At 42.3% G+C, this 24,497-nt stretch carries 16 protein-coding genes, 11 tRNA genes, 3 rRNA genes, 1 pseudogene and 1 CRISPR repeat array (1 of these 32 cut by a window edge); of the genes and pseudogenes, 29 read left to right on the top strand and 2 right to left on the bottom strand.

The features are described from left to right. Positions 1–73 precede the first annotated feature (73 nt). The 5 genes from adhE (at position 74) to gap (ending at position 7,115) form a co-directional block, all read left to right on the top strand. A complete protein-coding gene (gene adhE / locus D7D53_RS08255) occupies positions 74–2,725 on the top strand; it encodes a bifunctional acetaldehyde-CoA/alcohol dehydrogenase (RefSeq protein ID WP_049486627.1) in 2,652 nt (883 codons plus the stop codon). 130 nt (positions 2,726–2,855) lie between these two features. Continuing rightward, positions 2,856–3,767 carry a helix-turn-helix domain-containing protein gene (locus D7D53_RS08250; protein ID WP_120770664.1) on the top strand — a complete coding sequence of 304 codons (912 nt, stop codon included), beginning with the start codon at positions 2,856–2,858 and terminating at the stop codon, positions 3,765–3,767. A gap of 210 nt (positions 3,768–3,977) precedes the next feature. After that, the gene (locus D7D53_RS08245; RefSeq protein WP_120770663.1) at positions 3,978–4,661 is read left to right on the top strand and encodes an ABC transporter ATP-binding protein; all 684 of its coding nucleotides are present in this window, start codon (positions 3,978–3,980) and stop codon (positions 4,659–4,661) included. Beyond that, entirely contained in the window at positions 4,630–5,931 is a 1,302-nt protein-coding gene (locus D7D53_RS08240) for an ABC transporter permease (protein WP_245941792.1), read from the top strand. The genes D7D53_RS08245 and D7D53_RS08240 overlap by 32 nt, the downstream gene beginning before the upstream one ends. Positions 5,932–6,107: 176 nt before the next feature. Continuing rightward, positions 6,108–7,115 (top strand): type I glyceraldehyde-3-phosphate dehydrogenase, encoded by a 1,008-nt coding sequence (gap, locus tag D7D53_RS08235; RefSeq protein ID WP_000260685.1) that lies wholly within the window; start codon positions 6,108–6,110, stop codon positions 7,113–7,115. A 71-nt stretch (positions 7,116–7,186) separates the two neighbouring features. Here the strand turns inward: gap and D7D53_RS08230 are convergent, their stop codons facing one another. Beyond that, positions 7,187–8,062: an RluA family pseudouridine synthase gene (locus tag D7D53_RS08230; RefSeq protein WP_120770662.1), complete on the bottom strand. Its 876-nt coding sequence runs from the start codon at positions 8,060–8,062 to the stop codon at positions 7,187–7,189. Between the two features lie 86 nt (positions 8,063–8,148). Here D7D53_RS08230 and pbp2a point away from each other — a divergent pair, with 86 nt between their 5' ends. From pbp2a to D7D53_RS08135, 19 genes are all read left to right on the top strand, one after another. Continuing rightward, on the top strand, positions 8,149–10,344 hold the full coding sequence (pbp2a, locus tag D7D53_RS08225; RefSeq protein ID WP_120770661.1) for a penicillin-binding protein PBP2A: 2,196 nt from the start codon (positions 8,149–8,151) through the stop codon (positions 10,342–10,344). A 52-nt stretch (positions 10,345–10,396) separates the two neighbouring features. Further along, positions 10,397–10,549 carry a 50S ribosomal protein L33 gene (gene rpmG / locus D7D53_RS08220; protein WP_001809375.1) on the top strand — a complete coding sequence of 51 codons (153 nt, stop codon included), beginning with the start codon at positions 10,397–10,399 and terminating at the stop codon, positions 10,547–10,549. Positions 10,550–10,558: 9 nt separating this feature from the next. Next, positions 10,559–10,735, top strand: a complete 177-nt coding sequence (gene secE, locus D7D53_RS08215) for a preprotein translocase subunit SecE (RefSeq protein WP_001210990.1) — start codon at positions 10,559–10,561, stop codon at positions 10,733–10,735. A 53-nt stretch (positions 10,736–10,788) separates the two neighbouring features. Continuing rightward, positions 10,789–11,325 carry a transcription termination/antitermination protein NusG gene (gene nusG, locus D7D53_RS08210; protein WP_000376740.1) on the top strand — a complete coding sequence of 179 codons (537 nt, stop codon included), beginning with the start codon at positions 10,789–10,791 and terminating at the stop codon, positions 11,323–11,325. Positions 11,326–11,445: 120 nt separating this feature from the next. Beyond that, entirely contained in the window at positions 11,446–11,925 is a 480-nt protein-coding gene (locus D7D53_RS08205; protein ID WP_120770660.1) for a sigma-70 family RNA polymerase sigma factor, read from the top strand. 93 nt (positions 11,926–12,018) lie between these two features. Next, positions 12,019–12,090: transfer RNA gene (locus D7D53_RS08200), tRNA-Glu, on the top strand. Positions 12,091–12,331: 241 nt separating this feature from the next. Further along, a 16S ribosomal RNA gene (locus D7D53_RS08195) occupies positions 12,332–13,877 on the top strand. A 51-nt stretch (positions 13,878–13,928) separates the two neighbouring features. Next, positions 13,929–14,001: transfer RNA gene (locus tag D7D53_RS08190), tRNA-Ala, on the top strand. Positions 14,002–14,127: 126 nt separating this feature from the next. Then, positions 14,128–17,029: ribosomal RNA gene (locus D7D53_RS08185) — 23S ribosomal RNA — on the top strand. 76 nt (positions 17,030–17,105) lie between these two features. Next, positions 17,106–17,221: ribosomal RNA gene (rrf, locus tag D7D53_RS08180) — 5S ribosomal RNA — on the top strand. Together the 16S, 23S and 5S rRNA genes with 11 tRNA genes alongside form the textbook arrangement of a ribosomal RNA operon. A gap of 4 nt (positions 17,222–17,225) precedes the next feature. Further along, positions 17,226–17,298 (top strand) — tRNA-Val (locus D7D53_RS08175). Positions 17,299–17,300: 2 nt separating this feature from the next. Further along, positions 17,301–17,373 (top strand) — tRNA-Asp (locus D7D53_RS08170). 24 nt (positions 17,374–17,397) lie between these two features. Continuing rightward, a tRNA-Lys gene (locus tag D7D53_RS08165) sits at positions 17,398–17,470 on the top strand. A 5-nt stretch (positions 17,471–17,475) separates the two neighbouring features. After that, positions 17,476–17,557: transfer RNA gene (locus D7D53_RS08160), tRNA-Leu, on the top strand. A gap of 18 nt (positions 17,558–17,575) precedes the next feature. Beyond that, positions 17,576–17,648, top strand: a tRNA-Thr gene (locus D7D53_RS08155). Positions 17,649–17,670: 22 nt separating this feature from the next. After that, positions 17,671–17,742 (top strand) — tRNA-Gly (locus D7D53_RS08150). 7 nt (positions 17,743–17,749) lie between these two features. Beyond that, a tRNA-Leu gene (locus D7D53_RS08145) sits at positions 17,750–17,835 on the top strand. An 11-nt stretch (positions 17,836–17,846) separates the two neighbouring features. Beyond that, positions 17,847–17,920, top strand: a tRNA-Arg gene (locus D7D53_RS08140). A 15-nt stretch (positions 17,921–17,935) separates the two neighbouring features. Continuing rightward, a tRNA-Pro gene (locus D7D53_RS08135) sits at positions 17,936–18,009 on the top strand. 127 nt (positions 18,010–18,136) lie between these two features. Here the strand turns inward: D7D53_RS08135 and D7D53_RS08130 are convergent. Further along, a pseudogene (locus D7D53_RS08130) lies at positions 18,137–19,459 on the bottom strand (ISL3 family transposase). A gap of 103 nt (positions 19,460–19,562) precedes the next feature. On the opposite strand from D7D53_RS08130, the gene D7D53_RS08125 reads away from it, so the two are divergent. The 5 genes from D7D53_RS08125 to D7D53_RS08105 all read left to right on the top strand — a co-directional run bounded on the left by D7D53_RS08125 (position 19,563) and on the right by D7D53_RS08105 (position 23,811). After that, positions 19,563–20,474: a DMT family transporter gene (locus D7D53_RS08125; protein WP_120770659.1), complete on the top strand. Its 912-nt coding sequence runs from the start codon at positions 19,563–19,565 to the stop codon at positions 20,472–20,474. A gap of 228 nt (positions 20,475–20,702) precedes the next feature. Then, positions 20,703–21,401: a 2,3,4,5-tetrahydropyridine-2,6-dicarboxylate N-acetyltransferase gene (dapD, locus tag D7D53_RS08120; RefSeq protein ID WP_000127460.1), complete on the top strand. Its 699-nt coding sequence runs from the start codon at positions 20,703–20,705 to the stop codon at positions 21,399–21,401. 67 nt (positions 21,402–21,468) lie between these two features. Further along, positions 21,469–22,599 carry an N-acetyldiaminopimelate deacetylase gene (locus D7D53_RS08115; RefSeq protein ID WP_049552475.1) on the top strand — a complete coding sequence of 377 codons (1,131 nt, stop codon included), beginning with the start codon at positions 21,469–21,471 and terminating at the stop codon, positions 22,597–22,599. Positions 22,600–22,610: 11 nt separating this feature from the next. After that, on the top strand, positions 22,611–23,150 hold the full coding sequence (locus tag D7D53_RS08110) for a 5-formyltetrahydrofolate cyclo-ligase (protein ID WP_120770658.1): 540 nt from the start codon (positions 22,611–22,613) through the stop codon (positions 23,148–23,150). Continuing rightward, entirely contained in the window at positions 23,134–23,811 is a 678-nt protein-coding gene (locus D7D53_RS08105) for a rhomboid family intramembrane serine protease (protein ID WP_120770657.1), read from the top strand. The genes D7D53_RS08110 and D7D53_RS08105 overlap by 17 nt, the downstream gene beginning before the upstream one ends. Before the next feature lie 212 nt (positions 23,812–24,023). Continuing rightward, positions 24,024–24,497: direct repeats of the CRISPR family, unit length 36 nt; unit sequence GTTTTGGAACCATTCGAAATAACACAGCTCTAAAAC; it runs 1,609 nt beyond the window's last position.

Here is a 24,497-nt window from a genome sequence, read left to right as displayed (position 1 = left end):
AAATAATGCGTTATAATAAACTTGTGAAAAAATTAACAAAGGATATCGATCCTTGAAAGCTATGGAGGAAAATATGGCTGATAAAAAAACTGTGACACCAGAAGAAAAGAAACTCGCTGCTGAAAAGCATGTCGACGGCTTGGTGCAAAAAGCTTTAGTTGCTCTTGAGGAAATGCGTAAACTCGACCAAGAACAGGTCGACTACATCGTAGCTAAAGCGTCAGTGGCAGCTTTGGATGCCCACGGAGAATTGGCTCTACATGCCTATGAAGAAACAGGACGTGGTGTATTTGAAGACAAAGCAACTAAGAACTTGTTTGCTTGTGAACACGTAGTAAACAACATGCGCCACACTAAAACAGTTGGTGTTATCGAAGAAGACGATGTAACAGGTTTGACTCTTATCGCTGAACCAGTTGGCGTTGTTTGTGGTATCACTCCTACAACAAACCCAACATCAACAGCAATCTTTAAGGCATTGATTTCATTGAAGACACGTAATCCAATTGTCTTTGCCTTCCATCCATCCGCTCAAGAATCATCAGCTCACGCAGCTCAAATAGTTCGTGATGCTGCGATTAAAGCAGGAGCTCCTGAAAACTGTGTACAGTGGATCACTGAACCATCTATGGAAGCAACTAGTGCCCTTATGAACCACGAAGGTGTTGCCACAATCCTTGCAACAGGTGGTAATGCCATGGTTAAAGCGGCATACTCATGTGGTAAACCAGCTCTTGGGGTAGGTGCCGGAAACGTTCCAGCTTATGTTGAAAAATCAGCTAACATCCGCCAAGCTGCACACGATATCGTTATGTCTAAATCATTTGATAATGGTATGGTCTGTGCATCTGAACAAGCGGTTATCATTGATAAAGAAATTTACGATGAATTTGTAGCAGAGTTCAAATCTTACCACACTTACTTTGTAAACAAAAAAGAAAAAGCTCTTCTTGAAGAATTCTGCTTCGGCGTGAAAGCAAACAGCAAAAACTGTGCTGGTGCAAAATTGAACGCTGATATCGTTGGTAAACCAGCAACTTGGATTGCAGAGCAAGCAGGATTTACAGTTCCAGAAGGAACAAACATTCTTGCAGCAGAATGTAAAGAAGTTGGTGAAAACGAGCCATTGACTCGTGAAAAATTGTCACCAGTTATCGCAGTTTTAAAATCTGAAAGCCGTGAAGATGGTATTACTAAGGCTCGTCAAATGGTTGAATTTAACGGTCTTGGGCACTCAGCAGCTATCCACACAGCTGACGAAGAATTAACTAAAGAATTTGGTAAAGCTGTTAAAGCTATTCGTGTTATCTGTAACTCACCTTCTACTTTCGGTGGCATCGGGGATGTTTATAATGCCTTCTTGCCATCATTGACACTTGGATGTGGTTCTTACGGACGCAACTCAGTTGGGGATAACGTTAGTGCCATTAACCTCTTGAATATCAAAAAAGTCGGAAGACGGAGAAATAACATGCAATGGATGAAACTTCCTTCAAAAACATACTTTGAACGTGATTCAATTCAATACCTTCAAAAATGTCGTGACGTTGAACGTGTCATGATCGTTACTGACCATGCCATGGTAGAGCTTGGTTTCCTTGATCGTATCATCGAACAACTTGACCTTCGTCGCAATAAGGTTGTTTACCAAATCTTTGCTGATGTAGAACCAGATCCAGATATCACTACAGTTGAACGTGGTACTGAGATTATGCGTGCCTTCAAACCAGATACAATCATCGCTCTCGGTGGTGGATCTCCAATGGATGCCGCTAAAGTAATGTGGCTCTTCTATGAGCAACCAGAAGTGGACTTCCGTGACCTTGTCCAAAAATTCATGGATATCCGTAAACGTGCCTTCAAATTCCCATTGCTTGGTAAGAAGACTAAATTCATCGCGATTCCAACTACATCTGGTACAGGATCTGAAGTAACACCATTTGCCGTTATCTCTGATAAAGCAAATAACCGTAAATACCCAATCGCTGACTACTCATTGACACCAACCGTGGCAATCGTAGACCCTGCTTTGGTATTGACAGTTCCTGGATTTGTTGCTGCGGACACTGGTATGGACGTATTGACTCACGCGACTGAAGCTTACGTATCACAAATGGCTAGCGACTACACTGACGGTCTTGCACTTCAAGCAATTAAACTTGTATTCGAAAACCTTGAAAGCTCAGTTAAGAATGCAGACTTCCACTCACGTGAGAAAATGCATAACGCTTCAACAATCGCTGGTATGGCCTTTGCCAATGCCTTCCTAGGTATTTCTCACTCAATGGCCCATAAGATTGGTGCGCAATTCCACACAATCCACGGTCGTACTAATGCTATCTTGCTTCCATACGTCATCCGCTACAACGGTACACGTCCAGCTAAGACAGCAACATGGCCTAAGTACAACTACTACCGTGCAGATGAAAAATACCAAGATATCGCACGCATGCTTGGACTTCCAGCTTCTACTCCAGAAGAAGGGGTGGAATCTTACGCAAAAGCTGTCTACGAACTTGGTGAGCGCGTAGGTATCCAAATGAACTTCAAAGCACAAGGAATCGATGAAAAAGAATGGAAAGAACATTCACGCGAATTGGCCTTCCTTGCTTACGAAGATCAATGTTCACCAGCTAACCCACGCCTTCCAATGGTTGACCACATGCAAGAAATCATCGAAGATTCTTACTATGGCTACAAAGAAAGACCAGGACGCCGTAAATAATTGTTATCAGCCTAGAGGCAGGAATTTCCTGTCTCTTTTTTGTAATTCTATTTGAAAAATGGTATAATCATCGCATATATTTATTTGAAAATCAAATCTTTTATAATCGTGCGAGGGAGAAATGTAAGAGATGAAAGAGCTAGGGGAAAAGGTAAGGATTTTTAGAGAGGTGAAAGGACTTAGTCGTCCAATTTTTTGCGGGGATGAGTCTAAATTATCAGTCCGTCAGCTGGTGCGGATCGAAAAAGGAGAATTTCGCCCGACGATAAAAACACTAGAGTATATTGCAGATCGATTAGAAATTCCGTCCTATGTCTTGATGCCAGACTATAAGGAATTACCCAAGCGTTACCAAGAATTAAAGTACTTTCTTTTACATCACCCTGACTATGGAAACAAGGAGTTGCAGGAGCAGAAGGAAGAATATTTTGATGAGATTTTTGAATGTTTTTATGATGATTTGCCAGGTGATGAGAAGATGATAGTGGATTGTCTTCAAGCCATAGATGAGGTGAGGGCGACTAGTAATTCCTTATACGGAAGCGGTGTGATTGAGGACGGTCTTCAAGACTTACTATCCAGAGATGTATATAAAGCCGAGGACTTGTTGAAATTGAGATTGTATTTCAACTGTCAGTTAATGGATGGTTTAAATGTGGGTGAGATAAAAGAATCTGAGCATAAAACCATTCTTTGTTTTCATGACAAATTAAGTTCTCAGGTTGATAAGATAGAGTTCGATTGTTTGAACTTGCTTAGAGATTCCTTGTTAGCTTCTTTAACTTGTATAGAAATTATGGGGCTGTTTCATTATTTTAAGAGAGCGGTTGAGACCTTAAATAAAATAGGGCAGAAAACACGAGATTTCCAAAAGCAACCGATTGTCTTGATGGTGGAGTGGAAATATTATATTCATACCGACTATGATACAGCAAAACAAAAGTATGAAGAAGCAAAAATGATGGCGAGGATGTTTGGTAATGAGAAGTTAATCGTTAGTTTAGATAATGAATGGGCCGAGGATCTAGAAAGATATCATTAAAGAGTTTATAGGAGTGACATTTCTGTCATTGGAGAAATGTCGCTTTTTTGTTAAAATGAATTTTACTTGATATACATCCAGAAGCAAACTAGGCAATAGAGAGAATATTCTAAGTAATAGGCCCATAGGGTAAATCAGTGCTGATGTAGCTTAAAGGATTTTCTATAAGTGTGATGTATGATGATAACAGTTTCAAACAAGGAGGAAAGAATGTCCATTTTATCAATTAAAAATATTTCAAAGTTTTACGCCTTGGACGGTAAACATCAAGAGCAGGCTTTAAAGAATATTAACCTGCAGATTGCAAAAGGAAAAATTACAGCGATTTACGGGCCGTCAGGCTGTGGCAAAACTAGTTTGCTAAACATTATCAGTGGTCTAGATAGACAATATGAAGGAGTTTTAGAATTTAAAGGGGAATCCCTCCGTGACTTATCAGATATTGAACTAACTCAATTTCGTAAAGATAAGATTGGATTTGTGTTTCAAAACTTTAATCTCATTCCTCATCAATCTGTCTTGGACAATGTCAAGCTACCTCTCTATGTCAAAGATTTATCTGATAGGGAGATGACAATGATTGCAAAGGAGCAATTAAGTAACTTGGGCATGGAGCCTTTTATTGCTAAAAATGTTAAACAGCTTTCTGGTGGGCAAAAGCAACGCGTAGCAATCGCGCGTGCACTGGTAAATCAGCCAGATATGATTGTAGCAGATGAGCCAACGGGTTCGCTGGATTCTCAATCCCAAGAAATGGTATTGGAAGTATTTAAAAATTTAGCCCAAACAGGGAAAACAGTACTGATTGTAACCCATAATCCAGAGGTTGCCGAATATGCAGATGTGATTATCAAAATGAAGGATGGTGAAGTCGTTGAAGAAGTCACAAAATAAAGGATTATCATTGAAAAATAAATTCAAACTTTCTTTAAATAACTTTATGGAAAGAAAGTGGCGTAACCTATTGATTGCGCTAGCAACCTCAATCGGTTTTGTAGGAGTCTTAATTTCTTTCGGCTTGGGAAATGCATTGATTTCGATGATTGATGAAAATACGAATGGAGGTCAAATCCCTTCTCAAGTTCAGATTGCTTTAAACACAAAAAATGTTGGACGAGGCTTTTTGAACCAAGATGATAAGAACTATATCACGGATACAGTTGGGAAAGAAGCTATTAAATATTTGGAGAGTCCTTTTGGGATGACCATGTCAAATATTACTATAGATGGGCAAGAAATGGATCTGAGTCAAACGATGCCTTCTTATGCTCAAGTAGTGAGTCTCTATGAGGATACAAGTATCTCTGTTAGTAGTAATGAGACGGACAAAGTGTTGGCTGGATCCCTCTATACTGATACAAATGAACAGGGATTAACGATTCCAATCAGCTTACTAAAAAATTGGAATGAACAGACAGGAAACAATCTGACAGCTACTGATCTTATTGGCAAACCAGTCTCAGCCAGCATTGTTGAAAATGCTGCCGAAGCTAGCAAAACTGCTCAATTTCAAACGAAGATTGTACGTGTAATCAATGATGAAGATGATATGGAGGACAGCAACAGTTTCATGCCGTCTAATCAAATGGAAACGATTTTGAAAGAAGCTGGATTTACAAAAGCTGTATCTTATTTTATCTTGGAACTAAAAGATCCGTCACAGACAAAAGTGGTAACAGAAGAACTACAGAAAAATAAGAAGTATACTGTGCTTTCTCAACAGAAGGTTCTTGATATTGTGATTACCTTTATTCGTGTCATTCAGGGATTATTGATTGTACTTTCATCACAAGCTATTGTGGTAGCGGCGGTCATGATTGGTATTATTATTTACATCAATATTATGCAACGTTCTAAGGAAATAGGTGTCATGAAGGCAGTTGGTTATCAGAATCGTGATGTCAAAGGGATTTTTATTTACGAGGCTATCTGGATTGTAGGAATCGCCTTGCTACTAGCCTTTTTGGTAGCACAAGGGGTGGGAAGTTTGGCGAATGCGATTGTAAGTCACTTTTACCCATCCATCACTAAGGTTTTTGAATTAAATTTGTTATCTGTTTTAGGAACTCTAGTTTTCGCTCTGTTACTTGGTTATGTCTCAGCCTACTTTCCAGCGCGTAAAATTAGTAAAATGGACCCTGTAGAATCGCTACGATATGAATAGTAAGGGAGTTCTTGATTTACAGACTTAAAAAGAAACTAACAGAGAAAAACAATGCCCATACTTGCAATTCAACTCAAATAGTTATATAATAGGTTTGTTGAAAGGTGATTTGTAGTGATTCAAGTTACTCTTTTCACAATAAAAATTTCATGATTTTCATAAGGAGGAAATCACTAATGGTAGTTAAAGTTGGTATTAACGGTTTCGGACGTATCGGTCGTCTTGCTTTCCGTCGTATCCAAAACGTAGAAGGTGTTGAAGTTACACGCATCAACGACCTTACAGATCCAGTTATGCTTGCACACTTGTTGAAATACGACACAACTCAAGGTCGTTTCGACGGTACTGTTGAAGTTAAAGAAGGCGGATTCGAAGTTAACGGTAAATTCGTTAAAGTTTCTGCTGAACGTGATCCAGAGCAAATCGACTGGGCTACTGACGGTGTAGAAATCGTTCTTGAAGCTACTGGTTTCTTTGCTAAGAAAGAAGCAGCTGAAAAACACCTTAAAGGTGGAGCTAAAAAAGTTGTTATCACTGCTCCTGGTGGAAACGACGTTAAAACAGTTGTATTCAACACTAACCACGACGTTCTTGACGGTACTGAAACTGTTATCTCAGGTGCTTCATGTACTACAAACTGCTTGGCTCCTATGGCTAAAGCTCTTCAAGACAACTTTGGTGTTGTTGAAGGATTGATGACTACTATCCACGCTTACACTGGTGACCAAATGATCCTTGACGGACCACACCGTGGTGGTGACCTTCGCCGTGCTCGCGCTGGTGCTGCAAACATCGTTCCTAACTCAACTGGTGCTGCTAAAGCTATCGGTCTTGTAATCCCAGAATTGAACGGTAAACTTGACGGATCTGCACAACGCGTTCCAACTCCAACTGGATCAGTTACTGAATTGGTAGCAGTTCTTGAAAAGAACGTTACTGTTGATGAAGTGAACGCAGCTATGAAAGCAGCTTCAAACGAATCATACGGTTACACAGAAGATCCAATCGTATCTTCAGATATCGTAGGTATGTCTTACGGTTCATTGTTTGACGCAACTCAAACTAAAGTTCTTGACGTTGACGGTAAACAATTGGTTAAAGTTGTATCATGGTACGACAACGAAATGTCATACACTGCACAACTTGTTCGTACTCTTGAATACTTCGCAAAAATCGCTAAATAATTCATGAGTCGATAAAAAGCAAGGCCTCTTGGTCTTGCTTTTCTTATATGGAAAAATGGATGACACAACAATCATCCATTCTTTTTTAATTCTTTTTCAAAAGTATCTGAAAGGGCAGTGAAGCTTAAATTCTCTAAAGTAAGTGGATGGGTAAAGGACAGACGAAAGGCGTGGAGCATAAGGCGACTTGTCTTTGATTTGCTATTATAGAGAGGGTCGCCCAAAATAGGGAAGTTATGATGCGAAAGGTGCACACGAATCTGATGAGTTCGGCCTGTCTTTAGTTTACAACGAACCAAGGAAGTCTTGTTTGAGAATTGCTTTAATCTGCTTACATGAGTTTCGGCGTATTGACCGTTTTTTGTATCAACTATTCTTTTTCTACGGTCATGACGATCACGTCCGATTTTGTCTTTGAAAACAAGCTCTTTGTCGTTGATATTTCCATCAACTAGTGCCCAATATTCCCTAGAAATCTCTTTTTTCTCTAGTAGGCGATTGAGAATGGGCAGGATAAAAGGATTTTTGGCAAAGAGAACTAGACCACTGGTTTCCATGTCTAGACGATGAACGACATAGCAGGTTTGGCCAACATAGGCACTGACATGGTTAAGAAGGGCGATTTCGTTTGGCTGGTTACCGTGGGTTTTCATACCCTCAGGTTTGTTTACAATAACTAAGTGCTGATCTTGATAAACTTCCTGAACGAGGTTTGGGTTACCCCAAGGGATTTCTTTTTCAGGATAATCTTCCTTGTCAAAAGTTAACTGGCAAATATCTCCAGGATTCACCATCTCGTTCCAGCGAACTTCTCGCTGATTAATTAAAATATGTTTCTTGATTCTCAAAAAATGCCGGATTTTTCTAGGGATGAGGAGTTGTTCCTCTAGTAATTGCTTTACCGTCATTTGAGGTAGAGAGTCTGGTAATGTAAATGTGAATTTCATACAGATATTGTAACAAAAAAAGCCCTATTTGGATAGGAAATAGCTAAATTCTTGTCTTCCTATGATGAAGATGATAAAATAAACGCATGAAATTAGATAAATTGTTTGAGAAATTTCTTTCTCTTTTTAAAAAAGAAACAAGTGAATCGGAGGATTCTGATTCTACTAGCTTACGTCGCTCTCGTAGTGATAGAAAAAAATTGGCCCAAGTAGGTCCGATTCGAAAATTCTGGCGTCGCTATCATCTAACAAAGATTGTCCTTATACTAGGTTTGAGTGCAGGCTTGCTAGTTGGAACCTATTTGTTTGCGGTTGCCAAATCAACCAATGTCAATGATTTGCAAAATGCCTTGAAAACTCGAACACTCATTTTTGACCGTGAAGAAAAAGAGGCTGGTGCCTTATCTGGTCAAAAAGGAACCTATGTTGAACTGACTGATATCAGTAAAAATTTGCAGAATGCCGTTATTGCGACAGAAGACCGTTCTTTCTATAAAAATGACGGGATTAACTATGGTCGTTTCTTCTTGGCTATTGTGACTGCTGGCCGTTCAGGTGGTGGTTCTACTATTACCCAACAGCTGGCTAAAAATGCCTATCTGTCGCAGGATCAAACTGTTGAGAGAAAAGCGAAAGAATTTTTCCTTGCCCTAGAATTAACCAAAAAATATAGTAAGGATCAAATTCTAACCATGTACCTTAACAACGCCTATTTTGGAAATGGTGTGTGGGGTGTAGAAGATGCGAGTAAAAAATACTTTGGAGTTTCTGCATCAGAAGTGAGCCTGGATCAAGCTGCGACTCTGGCAGGAATGCTAAAGGGGCCGGAACTGTATAATCCTTTGAATTCTGTAGAAGATTCTACCAATCGTCGCGATACTGTCTTGCAAAATATGGTTGCAGCGGGGTATATTGATAAAAATCAAGAAACCGAAGCTGCAGGAATTGATATGACTTCGCAATTACACGATAAGTATGAAGGAAAAATCTCAGATTACCGCTATCCTTCTTATTTTGATGCGGTGGTTAATGAAGCTGTTTCCAAGTATAATCTAACAGAGGAAGAGATTGTCAACAATGGCTACCGCATTTACACAGAGCTGGACCAAAACTATCAAGCAAATATGCAGGTTGTTTATGAAAATACCTCACTATTTCCGAGGGCAGAGGATGGAACGTTTGCTCAATCAGGAAGTGTAGCTCTCGAACCGAAAACAGGGGGAGTTCGTGGAGTTGTTGGTCAAGTTGCAGATAATGATAAAACTGGATTCCGGAATTTCAACTATGCAACTCAATCAAAACGTAGCCCTGGCTCGACAATTAAACCTTTAGTTGTTTATACGCCAGCAGTTGAAGCAGGCTGGGCTTTGAATAAGCAGTTGGATAACCATACAATACAGTACAACAGCTATAAGGTTGATAACTATGCAGGAATCAAAACGAGTCGAGAAGTTCCTATGTATCAAGCCTTGGCAGAATCGCTTAATCTACCTGCTGTTGCCACTGTTAATGATTTGGGTGTCGACAAAGCTTTTGAGGCGGGCGAAAAATTCGGACTCAACATGGAAAAGGTCGATCGTGTTCTTGGTGTCGCATTGGGAAGTGGTGTCGAAACCAACCCTCTTCAAATGGCTCAAGCATATGCTGCCTTTGCAAATGAGGGTTTAATGCCTGAAGCACATTTTATTAGTAGAATTGAAAATGCTAGTGGTCAGGTTATTGCGAGTCATAAAAATTCACAAAAACGGGTGATTGATAAGTCTGTAGCTGACAAGATGACCAGTATGATGTTGGGGACATTCACCAACGGTACCGGTGTTAGTTCATCGCCTGCAGACTATGTCATGGCAGGAAAAACTGGAACAACTGAAGCTGTTTTCAATCCTGAATACACAAGTGACCAGTGGGTAATTGGTTATACTCCGGATGTAGTGATTAGTCACTGGCTTGGTTTCCCTACCACTGATGAAAGCCACTATCTAGCTGGCTCTACTTCAAACGGTGCAGCCCATGTCTTTAGAAACATTGCCAATACCATTTTACCTTATACTCCAGGAAGTACCTTTACAGTTGAAAATGCTTATAAGCAAAATGGAATTGCACCAGCCAATACAAGAAATCAAGTACAGAGTAATGAAGAAAATCAGGCGGATAATAGCCTTTCTGATATTAGAAGTCGTGCACAAAATCTGGTAGATGAGGCTAGCCGTGCTATCTCGGATGCTAAAATTAAGGAAAAGGCCCAAACGATATGGGATTCGGTAGTCAATCTATTTCGTTAAGATGCTTGTCAAAGCCTAGCTTTCTTGTTATAATAGATAAGATGGAGGCGTTATGGCACTAAAAAAAGCAAGCCTAGCTTGTGCGGTTTGTGGTTCGAGAAACTATTCAATCAAGATCAGCGGAAACCCCAAGCCAACACGACTAGAAGTAAATAAATTTTGTAAACATTGTGGTAAGTACACTACACACAGAGAAACGAGATAGGAGAGAGCGATGCGTTTTATTGGAGATATTTTTAGACTTCTTAAAGACACAACATGGCCAACTCGCAAGGAAAGCTGGAGAGATTTTCGGTCTATCATGGAATACACTGCTTTCTTTGTTGTGATTATTTATATTTTTGACAAGTTGATTGTTTCAGGTTTGATTCGATTTATTAATATTTTTTAGAAGACCTGTGGAGTTATTCACGCTAGAAATCTTCTATTATGAAAGGAAGTATCATGGATAGTTTTGATAAAGGATGGTTTGTCTTACAAACCTATTCTGGTTATGAAAATAAGGTAAAAGAAAATCTATTGCAACGTGCACAAACCTACAATATGTTGGATAATATTTTACGTGTTGAAATTCCAACACAAACAGTGCAAGTTGAAAAAAATGGAAAGAGAAAAGAAGTAGAAGAGAATCGCTTTCCAGGTTATGTTCTTGTAGAAATGGTGATGACGGATGAAGCTTGGTTTGTTGTTCGAAACACACCAAACGTTACAGGGTTCGTCGGATCTCATGGAAATAGATCAAAACCAACTCCATTATTGGAACAAGAAATCCGTGATATCTTGGTTTCTATGGGACAAACTGTACAAGAGTTTGATATCGATGTTGAAGTTGGTCAAACTGTACGTATCATTGATGGTGCTTTTGCAGACTATACTGGTAAGATTACAGAGATTGATAACAATAAAGTGAAGATGATTATCTCTATGTTTGGTAATGACACAGTTGCAGAAGTAAACCTAAACCAAATTGCAGAATTATAACCCTGAGAGAGGCCTGTCCTCTCTTTTTTGTGCAGTTTAGACGGTGTAGGGAACAGAATGGGGAAAATGGGACAAAAGTGTTTCTGAATCTGTTAAACTGTATCTAGAAAGGGGAACGTTATGTTTAAAGAATTGTATAAAGAAGTCCAGGGAATTGTATATAAAAGTAGAAATGAATATTACCTTCATTTATGGGAGCTATCGGATTGGGACCAAGAGGGAATGATTTGCTTGCATGAATTGATCAGTAGAGAAGAAGAGCTAGTAGAAGATATTCCTCGTTTAAGGAAATATTTTAAGACTAAGTTCCAGAATCGAATTCTAGACTATATCCGTAAGCAAGAAAGTCAAAAACGAAGATATGATAAAGAACCTTATGAAGAAGTAGGTGAGCTCAGTCATCGTATCAGTGAGGGCGGTCTGTGGCTAGATGACTATTATCTCTTTCATGAGACACTAAGAGATTATAGAAACAAACAAAGTAAAGATAAACAAGAAGAGTTAGAACGTGTCTTAAGAAACGAACGCTTCCGAGGTCGTCAAAGAGTATTAAGAGACTTACGTATTGTGTTTAAAGAGTTTGACATCCGTACTCATTAGGAAGTCATGCAAAAAAATAGAAAAAAGATAAAAAAAGTAGTTGACAAAGTTTAAAAAGTGGGTATAATAGTAAGAGTTGAAAATAACAACTCAGGTCCGTTGGTCAAGGGGTTAAGACACCGCCTTTTCACGGCGGTAACACGGGTTCGAATCCCGTACGGACTATGGTATGTTGCAGATGAAACACTTGATGAAAAAAGTTTAAAAAAGTTTCAAAAAAGTGTTGACAAGCGAAAGCGACTGTGATATACTAATATAGTTGTCACTTGAGAGAAGCAAATGACAAAGACCTTTGAAAACTGAACAAGACGAACCAATGTGCAGGGCACTACAACTAATGTTGTAGTACTGAACAATGAAAAAACAATAAATCTGTCAGTGACAGAAATGAGTGAGAACTCAAACTTTTAATGAGAGTTTGATCCTGGCTCAGGACGAACGCTGGCGGCGTGCCTAATACATGCAAGTAGAACGCTGAAGGAGGAGCTTGCTTCTCCGGATGAGTTGCGAACGGGTGAGTAACGCGTAGGTAACCTGCCTGGTAGCGGGGGATAACTATTGGAAACGATAGCTAATACCGCATAATAGTAGATGTTGCATGACATTTGCTTAAAAGGTGCAATTGCATCACTACCAGATGGACCTGCGTTGTATTAGCTAGTTGGTGGGGTAACGGCTCACCAAGGCGACGATACATAGCCGACCTGAGAGGGTGATCGGCCACACTGGGACTGAGACACGGCCCAGACTCCTACGGGAGGCAGCAGTAGGGAATCTTCGGCAATGGACGGAAGTCTGACCGAGCAACGCCGCGTGAGTGAAGAAGGTTTTCGGATCGTAAAGCTCTGTTGTAAGAGAAGAACGAGTGTGAGAGTGGAAAGTTCACACTGTGACGGTATCTTACCAGAAAGGGACGGCTAACTACGTGCCAGCAGCCGCGGTAATACGTAGGTCCCGAGCGTTGTCCGGATTTATTGGGCGTAAAGCGAGCGCAGGCGGTTAGATAAGTCTGAAGTTAAAGGCTGTGGCTTAACCATAGTACGCTTTGGAAACTGTTTAACTTGAGTGCAAGAGGGGAGAGTGGAATTCCATGTGTAGCGGTGAAATGCGTAGATATATGGAGGAACACCGGTGGCGAAAGCGGCTCTCTGGCTTGTAACTGACGCTGAGGCTCGAAAGCGTGGGGAGCAAACAGGATTAGATACCCTGGTAGTCCACGCCGTAAACGATGAGTGCTAGGTGTTAGACCCTTTCCGGGGTTTAGTGCCGCAGCTAACGCATTAAGCACTCCGCCTGGGGAGTACGACCGCAAGGTTGAAACTCAAAGGAATTGACGGGGGCCCGCACAAGCGGTGGAGCATGTGGTTTAATTCGAAGCAACGCGAAGAACCTTACCAGGTCTTGACATCCCTCTGACCGCTCTAGAGATAGAGCTTTCCTTCGGGACAGAGGTGACAGGTGGTGCATGGTTGTCGTCAGCTCGTGTCGTGAGATGTTGGGTTAAGTCCCGCAACGAGCGCAACCCCTATTGTTAGTTGCCATCATTCAGTTGGGCACTCTAGCGAGACTGCCGGTAATAAACCGGAGGAAGGTGGGGATGACGTCAAATCATCATGCCCCTTATGACCTGGGCTACACACGTGCTACAATGGCTGGTACAACGAGTCGCAAGCCGGTGACGGCAAGCTAATCTCTTAAAGCCAGTCTCAGTTCGGATTGTAGGCTGCAACTCGCCTACATGAAGTCGGAATCGCTAGTAATCGCGGATCAGCACGCCGCGGTGAATACGTTCCCGGGCCTTGTACACACCGCCCGTCACACCACGAGAGTTTGTAACACCCGAAGTCGGTGAGGTAACCGTAAGGAGCCAGCCGCCTAAGGTGGGATAGATGATTGGGGTGAAGTCGTAACAAGGTAGCCGTATCGGAAGGTGCGGCTGGATCACCTCCTTTCTAAGGATAAGGAACTGCGCATTGGTCTTGTTTAGTCTTGAGAGGTCTTGTGGGGCCTTAGCTCAGCTGGGAGAGCGCCTGCTTTGCACGCAGGAGGTCAGCGGTTCGATCCCGCTAGGCTCCATTGGTGAGAGATCACCAAGTAATGCACATTGAAAATTGAATATCTATATCAAATAGTAACAAGAAAATAAACCGAAAACGCTGTAGTATTAATAAGAGTTTATGACTGAAAGGTCAGAAAAAATAAGGTTAAGTTAATAAGGGCGCACGGTGGATGCCTTGGCACTAGGAGCCGAAGAAGGACGTGACAAACGACGATATGCCTTGGGTAGCTGTAAGTAAGCGATGATCCAGGGATTTCCGAATGGGGGAACCCAACAGGTACTACCTGTTACCCACATCTGTTAAGGATGTGAGGAGGAAGACGCAGTGAACTGAAACATCTAAGTAGCTGCAGGAAGAGAAAGCAAAAGCGATTGCCTTAGTAGCGGCGAGCGAAACGGCAGGAGGGCAAACCGAAGAGTTTACTCTTCGGGGTTGTAGGACTGCAATGTGGACTCAAAGATTATAGAAGAATGATTTGGGAAGATCAGCCAAAGAGAGTAATAGCCTCGTATTTAAAATAGTCTTTGTACCTAGCAGTATCCTGAGTACGGCGGGACACGTGAAATCCCGTCGGAATCTGGGAGGACCATCTCCCAACCCTAAATACTCCCTAGTGACCGATAGTGAACCAGTACCGTGAGGGAAAGGTGAAAAGCACCCCGGGAGGGGAGTGAAATAGAACCTGAAACCGTGTGCCTACAACAAGTTCGAGCCCGTTAATGGGTGAGAGCGTGCCTTTTGTAGAATGAACCGGCGAGTTACGTTATGATGCGAGGTTAAGTTGAAGAGACGGAGCCGTAGGGAAACCGAGTCTGAATAGGGCGCCTTAGTATCATGACGTAGACCCGAAACCATGTGACCTACCCATGAGCAGGTTGAAGGTGCGGTAAGACGCACTGGAGGACCGAACCAGGGCACGTTGAAAAGTGCTTGGATGACTTGTGGGTAGCGGAGAAATTCCAAACGAACTTGGAGATAGCTGGTTCTCTCCGAAATAGCTTTAGGGCTAGCGTCGACATTAGAGATTCTTGGAGGTAGAGCACTGTTTGGGTGAGGGGTCCATCCCGGATTACCAATCTCAGATAAACTCCGAATGCCAATGAATTATGGTCGGCAGTCAGACTGCGAGTGCTAAGATCCGTAGTCGAAAGGGAAACAGCCCAGACCACCAGCTAAGGTCCCAAAATAATTGTTAAGTGGAAAAGGATGTGGGGTTGCACAGACAACTAGGATGTTAGCTTAGAAGCAGCTATTCATTCAAAGAGTGCGTAATAGCTCACTAGTCGAGTGACCCTGCGCCGAAAATGTACCGGGGCTAAAACAATTTACCGAAGCTGTGGATACCTTTATAGGTATGGTAGGAGAGCGTTCTATGTGTGATGAAGGTGTACCGTGAGGAGTGCTGGAACGCATAGAAGTGAGAATGCCGGTATGAGTAGCGAAAGACAGGTGAGAATCCTGTCCACCGTAAGACTAAGGTTTCCAGGGGAAGGCTCGTCCGCCCTGGGTTAGTCGGGACCTAAGGAGAGACCGAAAGGTGTATCCGATGGACAACAGGTTGATATTCCTGTACTAGAGTATGTAGTGATGGAGGGACGCAGTAGGCTAACTAAAGCAGACGATTGGAAGTGTCTGTCTAAGCAGTGAGGTGTGAACTGAGTCAAATGCTTAGTTCTATAACATTGAGCTGTGATGGGGAGCGAAGTTTAGTAGCGAAGTTAGTGACGTCACACTGCCAAGAAAAGCTTCTAGCGTTTAAACATACTCTACCCGTACCGCAAACCGACACAGGTAGTCGAGGCGAGTAGCCTCAGGTGAGCGAGAGAACTCTCGTTAAGGAACTCGGCAAAATGACCCCGTAACTTCGGGAGAAGGGGTGCTGACTTTACGTCAGCCGCAGTGAATAGGCCCAAGCAACTGTTTATCAAAAACACAGCTCTCTGCTAAATCGTAAGATGATGTATAGGGGGTGACGCCTGCCCGGTGCTGGAAGGTTAAGAGGAGTGCTTAGCGTAAGCGAAGGTATGAATTGAAGCCCCAGTAAACGGCGGCCGTAACTATAACGGTCCTAAGGTAGCGAAATTCCTTGTCGGGTAAGTTCCGACCCGCACGAAAGGCGTAATGATTTGGGCACTGTCTCAACGAGAGACTCGGTGAAATTTTAGTACCTGTGAAGATGCAGGTTACCCGCGACAGGACGGAAAGACCCCATGGAGCTTTACTGCAGTTTGATATTGAGTGTCTGTACCACATGTACAGGATAGGTAGGAGTCTATGAGATCGGGACGCCAGTTTCGAAGGAGACGTTGTTGGGATACTACCCTTGTGTTATGGCCACTCTAACCCGGATAGGTGATCCCTATCGGAGACAGTGTCTGACGGGCAGTTTGACTGGGGCGGTCGCCTCCTAAAAGGTAACGGAGGCGCCCAAAGGTTCCCTCAGAATGGTTGGAAATCATTCGCAGAGTGTAAAGGTATAAGGGAGCTTGACTGCGAGAGCTACAACTCGAGCAGGGACGAAAGTCGGGCTTAGTGATCCGGTGGTTCCGTATGGAAGGGCCATCGCTCAACGGATAAAAGCTACCCTGGGGATAACAGGCTTATCTCCCCCAAGAGTTCACATCGACGGGGAGGTTTGGCACCTCGATGTCGGCTCGTCGCATCCTGGGGCTGTAGTCGGTCCCAAGGGTTGGGCTGTTCGCCCATTAAAGCGGCACGCGAGCTGGGTTCAGAACGTCGTGAGACAGTTCGGTCCCTATCCGTCGCGGGCGTAGGAAATTTGAGAGGATCTGCTCCTAGTACGAGAGGACCAGAGTGGACTTACCGCTGGTGTACCAGTTGTCTTGCCAAAGGCATCGCTGGGTAGCTATGTAGGGAAGGGATAAACGCTGAAAGCATCTAAGTGTGAAACCCACCTCAAGATGAGATTTCCCATGATTTTATATCAGTAAGAGCCCTGAGAGATGATCAGGTAGATAGGTTAGAAGTGGAAGTGTGGCGACACATGTAGCGGACTAATACTAATAGCTCGAGGACTTATCCAAAGTAACTGAGAATATGAAAGCGAACGGTTTTCTTAGTTTGAATAGATATTCAATTTTGAGTAGGTATTACTCAGAGTTAAGTGACGATAGCCTAGGAGATACACCTGTACCCATGCCGAACACAGAAGTTAAGCCCTAGAACGCCGGAAGTAGTTGGGGGTTGCCCCCTGTGAGATATGGAAGTCGCTTAGCTCTAGGGAGTTTAGCTCAGCTGGGAGAGCATCTGCCTTACAAGCAGAGGGTCAGCGGTTCGATCCCGTTAACTCCCATAGGTCCCGTAGTGTAGCGGTTATCACGTCGCCCTGTCACGGCGAAGATCGCGGGTTCGATTCCCGTCGGGACCGTTTAAGATAACGGAAGTTATTTTAGACTCGTTAGCTCAGTTGGTAGAGCAATTGACTTTTAATCAATGGGTCACTGGTTCGAGCCCAGTACGGGTCATATATGCGGGTTTGGCGGAATTGGCAGACGCACCAGATTTAGGATCTGGCGCTTAACGGCGTGGGGGTTCAAGTCCCTTAACCCGCATTAAGATATAATAAATGAGCCGGCTTAGCTCAGTTGGTAGAGCATCTGATTTGTAATCAGAGGGTCGCGTGTTCAAGTCATGTAGCCGGCATTTTTAGATAGAAGAAAACAGTGCGAACGTAGTTCAGTGGTAGAACACCACCTTGCCAAGGTGGGGGTCGCGGGTTCGAATCCCGTCGTTCGCTTAGAGAGGCCGGGGTGGCGGAACTGGCAGACGCACAGGACTTAAAATCCTGCGATTGGTAACGATCGTACCGGTTCGATTCCGGTCCTCGGCATAATATAATGAGCACCCTTAGCTCAACTGGATAGAGTACCTGACTACGAATCAGGCGGTTAGAGGTTCGACTCCTCTAGGGTGCATTTTTCTATTTAACTCGGGAAGTAGCTCAGCTTGGTAGAGTACTTGGTTTGGGACCAAGGTGTCGCAGGTTCGAATCCTGTCTTCCCGATTCATTACAGAGATACGTAAGCGTATCTTTTTTTGTTTGACTAGATATTATATACATTAAGAGAGAATCAGTTTGCTTCTCTCTTTTTTAATTGGCTCTTTGTCAACTGTAGTGGGTTGATGAAAAGCTAAGCTCGAGAAAGGACAAATTTCGTCCTTTCTTTTTTGATATTCAGAGCGATAAAAATCCGTTTTTTGAAGTTTCCAAAGTTCCGAAAACCAAAGGCATTGCGCTTGATTAGTTTGATGAGATTATTGGTCGATTCTAATTTGGCGTTAGAATAGGGTAGTTGAAGAGCGTTGACAATCTTCTCAATGTTTTAAAGACAGTCTGAAAAAGAGGATGAAGCTGTTTTAGATTGTCTTCAATGAGTCCGGAAAAATTTCTCCAGTTCCTTATTCTGAAAGTGAAAAAGCAAGAGTTGATAGAGATTGTAGTGGTGTTTCAAGTCTTCTGAATAGCTCAAAAGCTTATCTAGAATCTCTTTATTGGTCAAGTGCATACGAAAAGTATGGCTATAAAAATGTTTATCGCTGAGTTTACGACTATCCAGTATCGCTTGATGGCCTTGTATTCATTGAATTTTCTATCGAACTGATTCATGATTTGGACACGCACACAACTCATAGCATGGCTTAGATGTTGAACAATGTGAAAGCAATCAAGTACAATTTTTGCATTCGGAAAAAGCTGTTTAACCAAGTCATAATAAGGACTAAACATATCCATAGTAATAATTTTTACCTGACAGCGAACAGCTCTATGGTAGCGAAGAAAGTTATTTCGGATGACAGTTTGTGTTCTACCCTCAAGAACAGCTATGATACTGAGATTAAAAAATCTTGCGCAATGAAACTCATCTTCATCTACCGATTGAAACAGTCACTCACCTGACTGTTTTAACATCCAAGGGCATAATTTCAGGCAAATGGCTAAAGTTACACTCAAAGTGAAAGTCATTGAGCTTGCGAATGACAGTTGAAGTTGAAATGGCTATCTGATGTGAAATATCGGTCATAGAAGTCTTTTCAATCAGCTTTTGAGTAATCTTTTGGTTGATGATACGAGGGATTTGGTGATTCCTCTTGACGATAGAAGTCTCAGCCACCATCGTTTTTGAACAGTGATAGCACTTGAATTGACGCTTGCTAAGCAGAATTCTAGTAGGCATACCAGTCGTTTCAAGGTAAGGAATCTTAGACAGTTTTTGAAAGTCATATTTCTTCATTTGACTTCCCACAATGAGGACAAGATGGGGCATCGTATTCCAGTTTAGATATGATTTACTTGTGGGTATTCCTATTGATAACAGCTAAATTCCCAAACTAAGTTTCACCTCTAGTAAAAGTGGAAGTTACTATGAGAAGTTACCCTTATTGATAGCATCCATAATTTGGATATTAGGATCTTTAATATCAAGTAGTTTTGTGATAAAGTGTAGTTGTTCCATATGATTCTTTCTAATGAGTTGTTTGGTAACTTTTCATTATAGATCTTATGGGACTTTTCTATTGCCACTTTTTTCTTTTTTCCTTTCGTGTTACAATAAAGGTATGAATCAGTATCAGAAAAAGATTATTAAAGGAACCATTTATTCGCTTCTATCCGGCTTAATATGGGGAATCTGTGGAATTTTAGGAGAATATTTCTTTACTCATTATCAAGTGTCCTCTGGCTGGATTACCTCTATGCGTTTGACACTGGCAGGGAGTCTTGTGCTCATTTGTTCTGCAGTGCAATTAAAATCGCAAGTGCTAGATATTTGGCGAGATAAGAAAAATTACCTGCCCTTTTTAGCCTATGCTATTTTGGGGATTTTTTCAGTCCAGTATTTTTTCTATCTCTGTGTAGAATACTCAAATGCAGCGACAGCGACTATTTTACAGTTTATAAGTCCTGTCTTTATCCTCTTTTACAATCGCTTGGTTTATCAAAAACGAGCGTCAAAAAGCGCTATTTTTTATGTTTTGGTTGCCATGTTGGGTGTTTGCCTGATGGCGACAAAGGGGGATCTCTCTCAATTATCCATGACACCACTAGCCCTTGTGACGGGTTTGTTGAGTGCCATGGGGGTCATGTTTAATGTTATCTTGCCTCAGCCTTTTGCGAAGCACTATGGTTTTGTACCCACGGTTGGGTGGGGGATGATTTTGGCAGGTTTGTTTAGCAATGTCCTTTCGCCGGTTTATCAGCTTTCCTTTACTCTGGATATTTGGAGTATCTTGATTTGCCTTATTATCGCTTTCTTTGGTACAGCTTTTGCTTTTTTTATTTCCATGAAGGCGGTGTCCTTGGTTTCTCCCTTGGTGGTTTCCGTTATCAGTGCCAGTGAACCTCTCTCTTCTGCCCTTTTGAGTGTTTTATTTTTAGGATTGGTAGTGGATTGGTCCCTTCTTCTGGCTATGGCTTTGATTATTTTACCTATGATTTTCCTATCGATAGAAGAAGCGAAAGAAAGTAAATAAAAAGTCTTTTCTAAATTCTAAAAGTGTGCTATACTAGAATAGTCAATAAAACACGGGGAGATAGTTGTGAAGAGTGTTTTTAGGTTGTATCGGTAGGGGCTTGCTTTTACCGACAGCACCTTTTATCTCACATCCCTAAAAATCATACCTAAAAACAAACAAAAAGGCTTCAAATTTGAGGCCTTTTTTGGTAGAATAGGTATCATTAAAATGAACTAGGAGGCGCCTATGACTGCCACAAAAATGAACGCACAAGAAATTATCCAATTTATCGCCAATGCTGAAAAGAAAACTAGTGTTAAAGTAACCTTTGAAGGACAACTTGCAACTGCTGTACCAAGCTCTGTTGTCAAACTAGGGAATGTCCTATTTGGAGACTGGAAGGACGTTGCTCCGCTTCTCGATGGTTTGGTAGAAAATCAAGACTATGTTGTTGAGCAAGATGCTCGTAATTCAGCAGTTCCTTTACTAGATAAACGTGCTATCAATGCTCGTATCGAGCCAGGTGCTATTATCCGTGACCAGGTTGAAATTGGTGACAATGCTGTTATCATGATGGGAGCGGTTATCAATATCGGTGCTGAAATTGGTGCAGGAACTATGATTGACATGGGTGCTATCCTTGGTGGCCGTGCTATCGTTGGGAAAAACAGTCACGTTGGTGCAGGTGCGGTTCTTGCAGGTGTGATTGAGCCAGCGAGCGCAGAACCAGTCCGTGTTGGAGATAATGTTCTTATCGGCGCCAATGCAGTGGTTATCGAAGGGGTCCAAATCGGTAGTGGTTCAGTTGTCGCAGCAGGAGCTATTGTTACCCAAGATGTCCCAGAAAACGTGGTGGTGGCAGGTGTTCCAGCTCGCATTATTAAAGAGATTGATGCCCAAACCCAACAAAAAACAGCGCTAGAGGATGCGCTTCGTACCTTATAATTGTAAAAGTAATAAAGAGGCGGAACCCTTCTTCCAGCCTCTTTCTGCTATATCGGAGGATAGATAGATGTTAGATTTGATTCAGACTAGACGAGATTTGCACCAGATTCCAGAGATTGGCTTGGAGGAGTTCAAGACTCAGGCTTATCTGCTGGATGTGATTGAGAAATTGACTGCGGGCAAGAATTTTGTTCAAGTTCGTACTTGGCGGACAGGTATTTTGGTTTACTTGCAGGGAAGTCAGCCAGAGCGTACCATTGGTTGGCGAACAGACATTGATGGTCTGCCTATCGTCGAACAAACAGGACTACCTTTTTCTTCCCAACACCAAGGTCGCATGCATGCTTGTGGACATGATTTCCACATGACTATTGCTTTGGGCTGTCTTGAGCGAGCCCTTGAGGAGCAACCAAAGAACAATCTGCTCTTTCTGTTTCAACCTGCTGAAGAAAATGAAGCTGGTGGCATGCTCATGTATGAGGATGGCGCTTTTGGAGACTGGTTGCCAGACCAGTTTTATGGGCTTCATGTTCGGCCAGATTTGAAGGTTGGTCAGATTGCGACCAATACTCATACACTCTTTGCAGGGACTTGCGAGGTGAAGATTCGTTTCAAAGGCAAAGGTGGCCACGCAGCCTTTCCACATGAAGCTAATGACGCCTTGGTGGCTGCTAGTTACTTTGTGACCCAAGTACAGTCAGTGGTTAGCCGCAATGTTAATCCAATCGAGGGAGCGGTGGTGACCTTTGGCGTTTTTCAAGCTGGAACAACCAACAATGTCATCACAGACACAGCCTTTTTGCATGGAACTATTCGGGCCTTGACTCAAGATATGAGTCTCTTGGTGCAAAAGCGGGTCAAAACAGTTGCAGAAGGAGTTGCAGCTGCCTTCGATATGGAAGTCGAAGTGGAACTCAAGCAAGGTGGTTACCTGCCTGTTGAGAACAATCCAGCCTTGGCGCGTGAACTAATGGACTTTTTTGAAGAGAAAGACGGAATTGAGTTGATTGATATCGAGCCTGCTATGACAGGTGAAGACTTTGGTTATCTCCTTTCAAAAGTTGATGGCGTTATGTTCTGGCTAGGTATTGATAGTCCCTACGCCCTTCATCACCCTCAGATGAGTCCTAAGGAGGGATCCTTAGCTATTGGGGTGGACGCGGTCTCTAGTTTCCTGAAAAAGAAGGCAGCAGAGTAGAGGGGGTGTCTATGAAATCGGAATTACGTAAGCAAGTCATGCAAGAAATGAAGGCTTTACCTCGAGAGCAAAAACAGTTTATAGACCAAGCTTTAACAGAACGACTTTTACAACACCCCTTTTACCAAGAAACCGAGGTCATCGCAACCTATCTTTCTTTTTCTCATGAGTTTCAAACGCAGGAACTGATTGAGCAGGCGCTGAAGGATGGCAAGAAGGTTCTGATACCCAAAACTTATCCCAAGGGGCGCATGGACTTTGTAGTCTATAATCCGCAACAACTAGCCAAAACTTCCTTTGGCTTACTGGAACCACAGGGAGATTTGGAAGTAGTGGATGCATTTCAGATTGATTTGATTCATGTTCCTGGTCTGGCTTTTACAGTGGAAGGATATCGGATTGGATACGGTGGAGGTTATTATGACCGCTATCTGGAACATTTTTCTGGTAATACTTTGAGTACGATATATCCTTGTCAAATTCAGGACTTTATCCCTGAAAACCATGATATTCCTGTTCAGGAGGTATTAATTGATGAAGGAAATCTTTGATAGACGTTACCCTGTGACGAGTTTTTTCCTCTTAGTGACTGCCTTGGTATTTTTACTAATGTTGGTCACTGCAGGCGGAAACTTTGACAGGGCAGATACACTATTTCGATTTGGAGCCATGTATGGGCCAGCTATTCGCCTCTTTCCTGAGCAGGCTTGGCGACTCTTTTCTGCCATTTTTGTTCATATTGGGTGGGAACATTTCATTGTCAATATGCTTTCGCTTTATTATCTTGGTAGGCAAGTAGAGGAAATTTTCGGATCCAAGAAGTTTTTCTTTCTCTATCTTTTATCAGGAATTATGGGCAATCTCTTTGTTTTTGTATTTAGTCCCAAATCCTTAGCAGCAGGAGCTTCTACTTCTCTCTATGGACTATTTGCTGCGATTATTGCTCTTCGCTATGCAACGCGTAATCCTTATATCCAGCAGTTGGGGCAATCCTATCTGACACTTTTTGTGGTTAACATTATTGGCAGTGTTCTGATTCCAGGAATCAGCCTAGCAGGCCATCTCGGGGGAGCAGTTGGTGGAGCATTTCTAGCAATTATCTTTCCAGTTCGAGGAGAAAGACAGATGTATAGCGCTAGTCAGAGACTGGTAGCGTTAGTGTTGTTCGTAGGACTCGCAGTCTTGCTTCTCTACAGGGGAATGGGGTTGTGACGACTAATACTCAATGAAAATCAAAGAGCAAACTAGGAAACTAGCAGTAGGTTGCTCAAAGCACTGCTTTGAGGTTGTAGATAGAACTGACGAAGTCAGTAACATATATACGGCAAGGTGAAGCTAACGTGGTTTGAAGAGATTTTCGAAGAGTATAATATGTAAACTTGAATAAGAAAAAAGCTACTTAGAAAATGAGTAGCTTTTAATGTGTTTTGGAACCATTCGAAACAACACAGCTCTAAAACGGATGTGAAGGATGAAGCAAGCCTTCGTAAGTTTTGGAACCATTCGAAACAACACAGCTCTAAAACTATTGTTATTATATACAGTACACTTTTTAAGTTTTGGAACCATTCGAAATAACACAGCTCTAAAACTTCTTTTCGAGCCAGTCATGTTCATACTCAGTTTTGGAACCATTCGAAATAACACAGCTCTAAAACATTTGGTCAAAATTGATTGAAGTAGTTAAGGTTTTGGAACCATTCGAAATAACACAGCTCTAAAACTGCTCACCGTGTAAGTCATCAGCCGTTAGGAGTTTTGGAACCATTCGAAATAACACAGCTCTAAAACTAGACGGATTATCTGTGCGTCCTAGAAGATGTTTTGGAACCATTCGAAATAACACAGCTCTAAAACTAACGTCTGTAATGCTACGCCCTGAACCCTGTTTTGGAACC

This window comes from Streptococcus gwangjuense, from assembly GCF_003627155.1.
Taxonomy (GTDB): Bacteria; Bacillota; Bacilli; order Lactobacillales; family Streptococcaceae; genus Streptococcus; species Streptococcus gwangjuensis.
Note: the sequence above shows the minus strand (reverse complement) of the source record. Positions and strands in the feature narration are given on the sequence as shown.

What these genes read in the sequence shown, in the direction of transcription:
- adhE (WP_049486627.1), top strand. Translation starts at nt 74, where the DNA reads ATGGCTGATAAAAAAACTGTGACACCAGAAGAAAAGAAACTCGCTGCT.
- D7D53_RS08250 (WP_120770664.1), top strand. Translation starts at nt 2,856, where the DNA reads ATGAAAGAGCTAGGGGAAAAGGTAAGGATTTTTAGAGAGGTGAAAGGA.
- D7D53_RS08245 (WP_120770663.1), top strand. Translation starts at nt 3,978, where the DNA reads ATGTCCATTTTATCAATTAAAAATATTTCAAAGTTTTACGCCTTGGAC.
- D7D53_RS08240 (WP_245941792.1), top strand. Translation starts at nt 4,630, where the DNA reads ATGGTGAAGTCGTTGAAGAAGTCACAAAATAAAGGATTATCATTGAAA.
- gap (WP_000260685.1), top strand. Translation starts at nt 6,108, where the DNA reads ATGGTAGTTAAAGTTGGTATTAACGGTTTCGGACGTATCGGTCGTCTT.
- D7D53_RS08230 (WP_120770662.1), bottom strand. Translation starts at nt 8,062, where the DNA reads ATGAAATTCACATTTACATTACCAGACTCTCTACCTCAAATGACGGTA.
- pbp2a (WP_120770661.1), top strand. Translation starts at nt 8,149, where the DNA reads ATGAAATTAGATAAATTGTTTGAGAAATTTCTTTCTCTTTTTAAAAAA.
- rpmG (WP_001809375.1), top strand. Translation starts at nt 10,397, where the DNA reads ATGGCACTAAAAAAAGCAAGCCTAGCTTGTGCGGTTTGTGGTTCGAGA.
- secE (WP_001210990.1), top strand. Translation starts at nt 10,559, where the DNA reads ATGCGTTTTATTGGAGATATTTTTAGACTTCTTAAAGACACAACATGG.
- nusG (WP_000376740.1), top strand. Translation starts at nt 10,789, where the DNA reads ATGGATAGTTTTGATAAAGGATGGTTTGTCTTACAAACCTATTCTGGT.
- D7D53_RS08205 (WP_120770660.1), top strand. Translation starts at nt 11,446, where the DNA reads ATGTTTAAAGAATTGTATAAAGAAGTCCAGGGAATTGTATATAAAAGT.
- D7D53_RS08125 (WP_120770659.1), top strand. Translation starts at nt 19,563, where the DNA reads ATGAATCAGTATCAGAAAAAGATTATTAAAGGAACCATTTATTCGCTT.
- dapD (WP_000127460.1), top strand. Translation starts at nt 20,703, where the DNA reads ATGACTGCCACAAAAATGAACGCACAAGAAATTATCCAATTTATCGCC.
- D7D53_RS08115 (WP_049552475.1), top strand. Translation starts at nt 21,469, where the DNA reads ATGTTAGATTTGATTCAGACTAGACGAGATTTGCACCAGATTCCAGAG.
- D7D53_RS08110 (WP_120770658.1), top strand. Translation starts at nt 22,611, where the DNA reads ATGAAATCGGAATTACGTAAGCAAGTCATGCAAGAAATGAAGGCTTTA.
- D7D53_RS08105 (WP_120770657.1), top strand. Translation starts at nt 23,134, where the DNA reads ATGAAGGAAATCTTTGATAGACGTTACCCTGTGACGAGTTTTTTCCTC.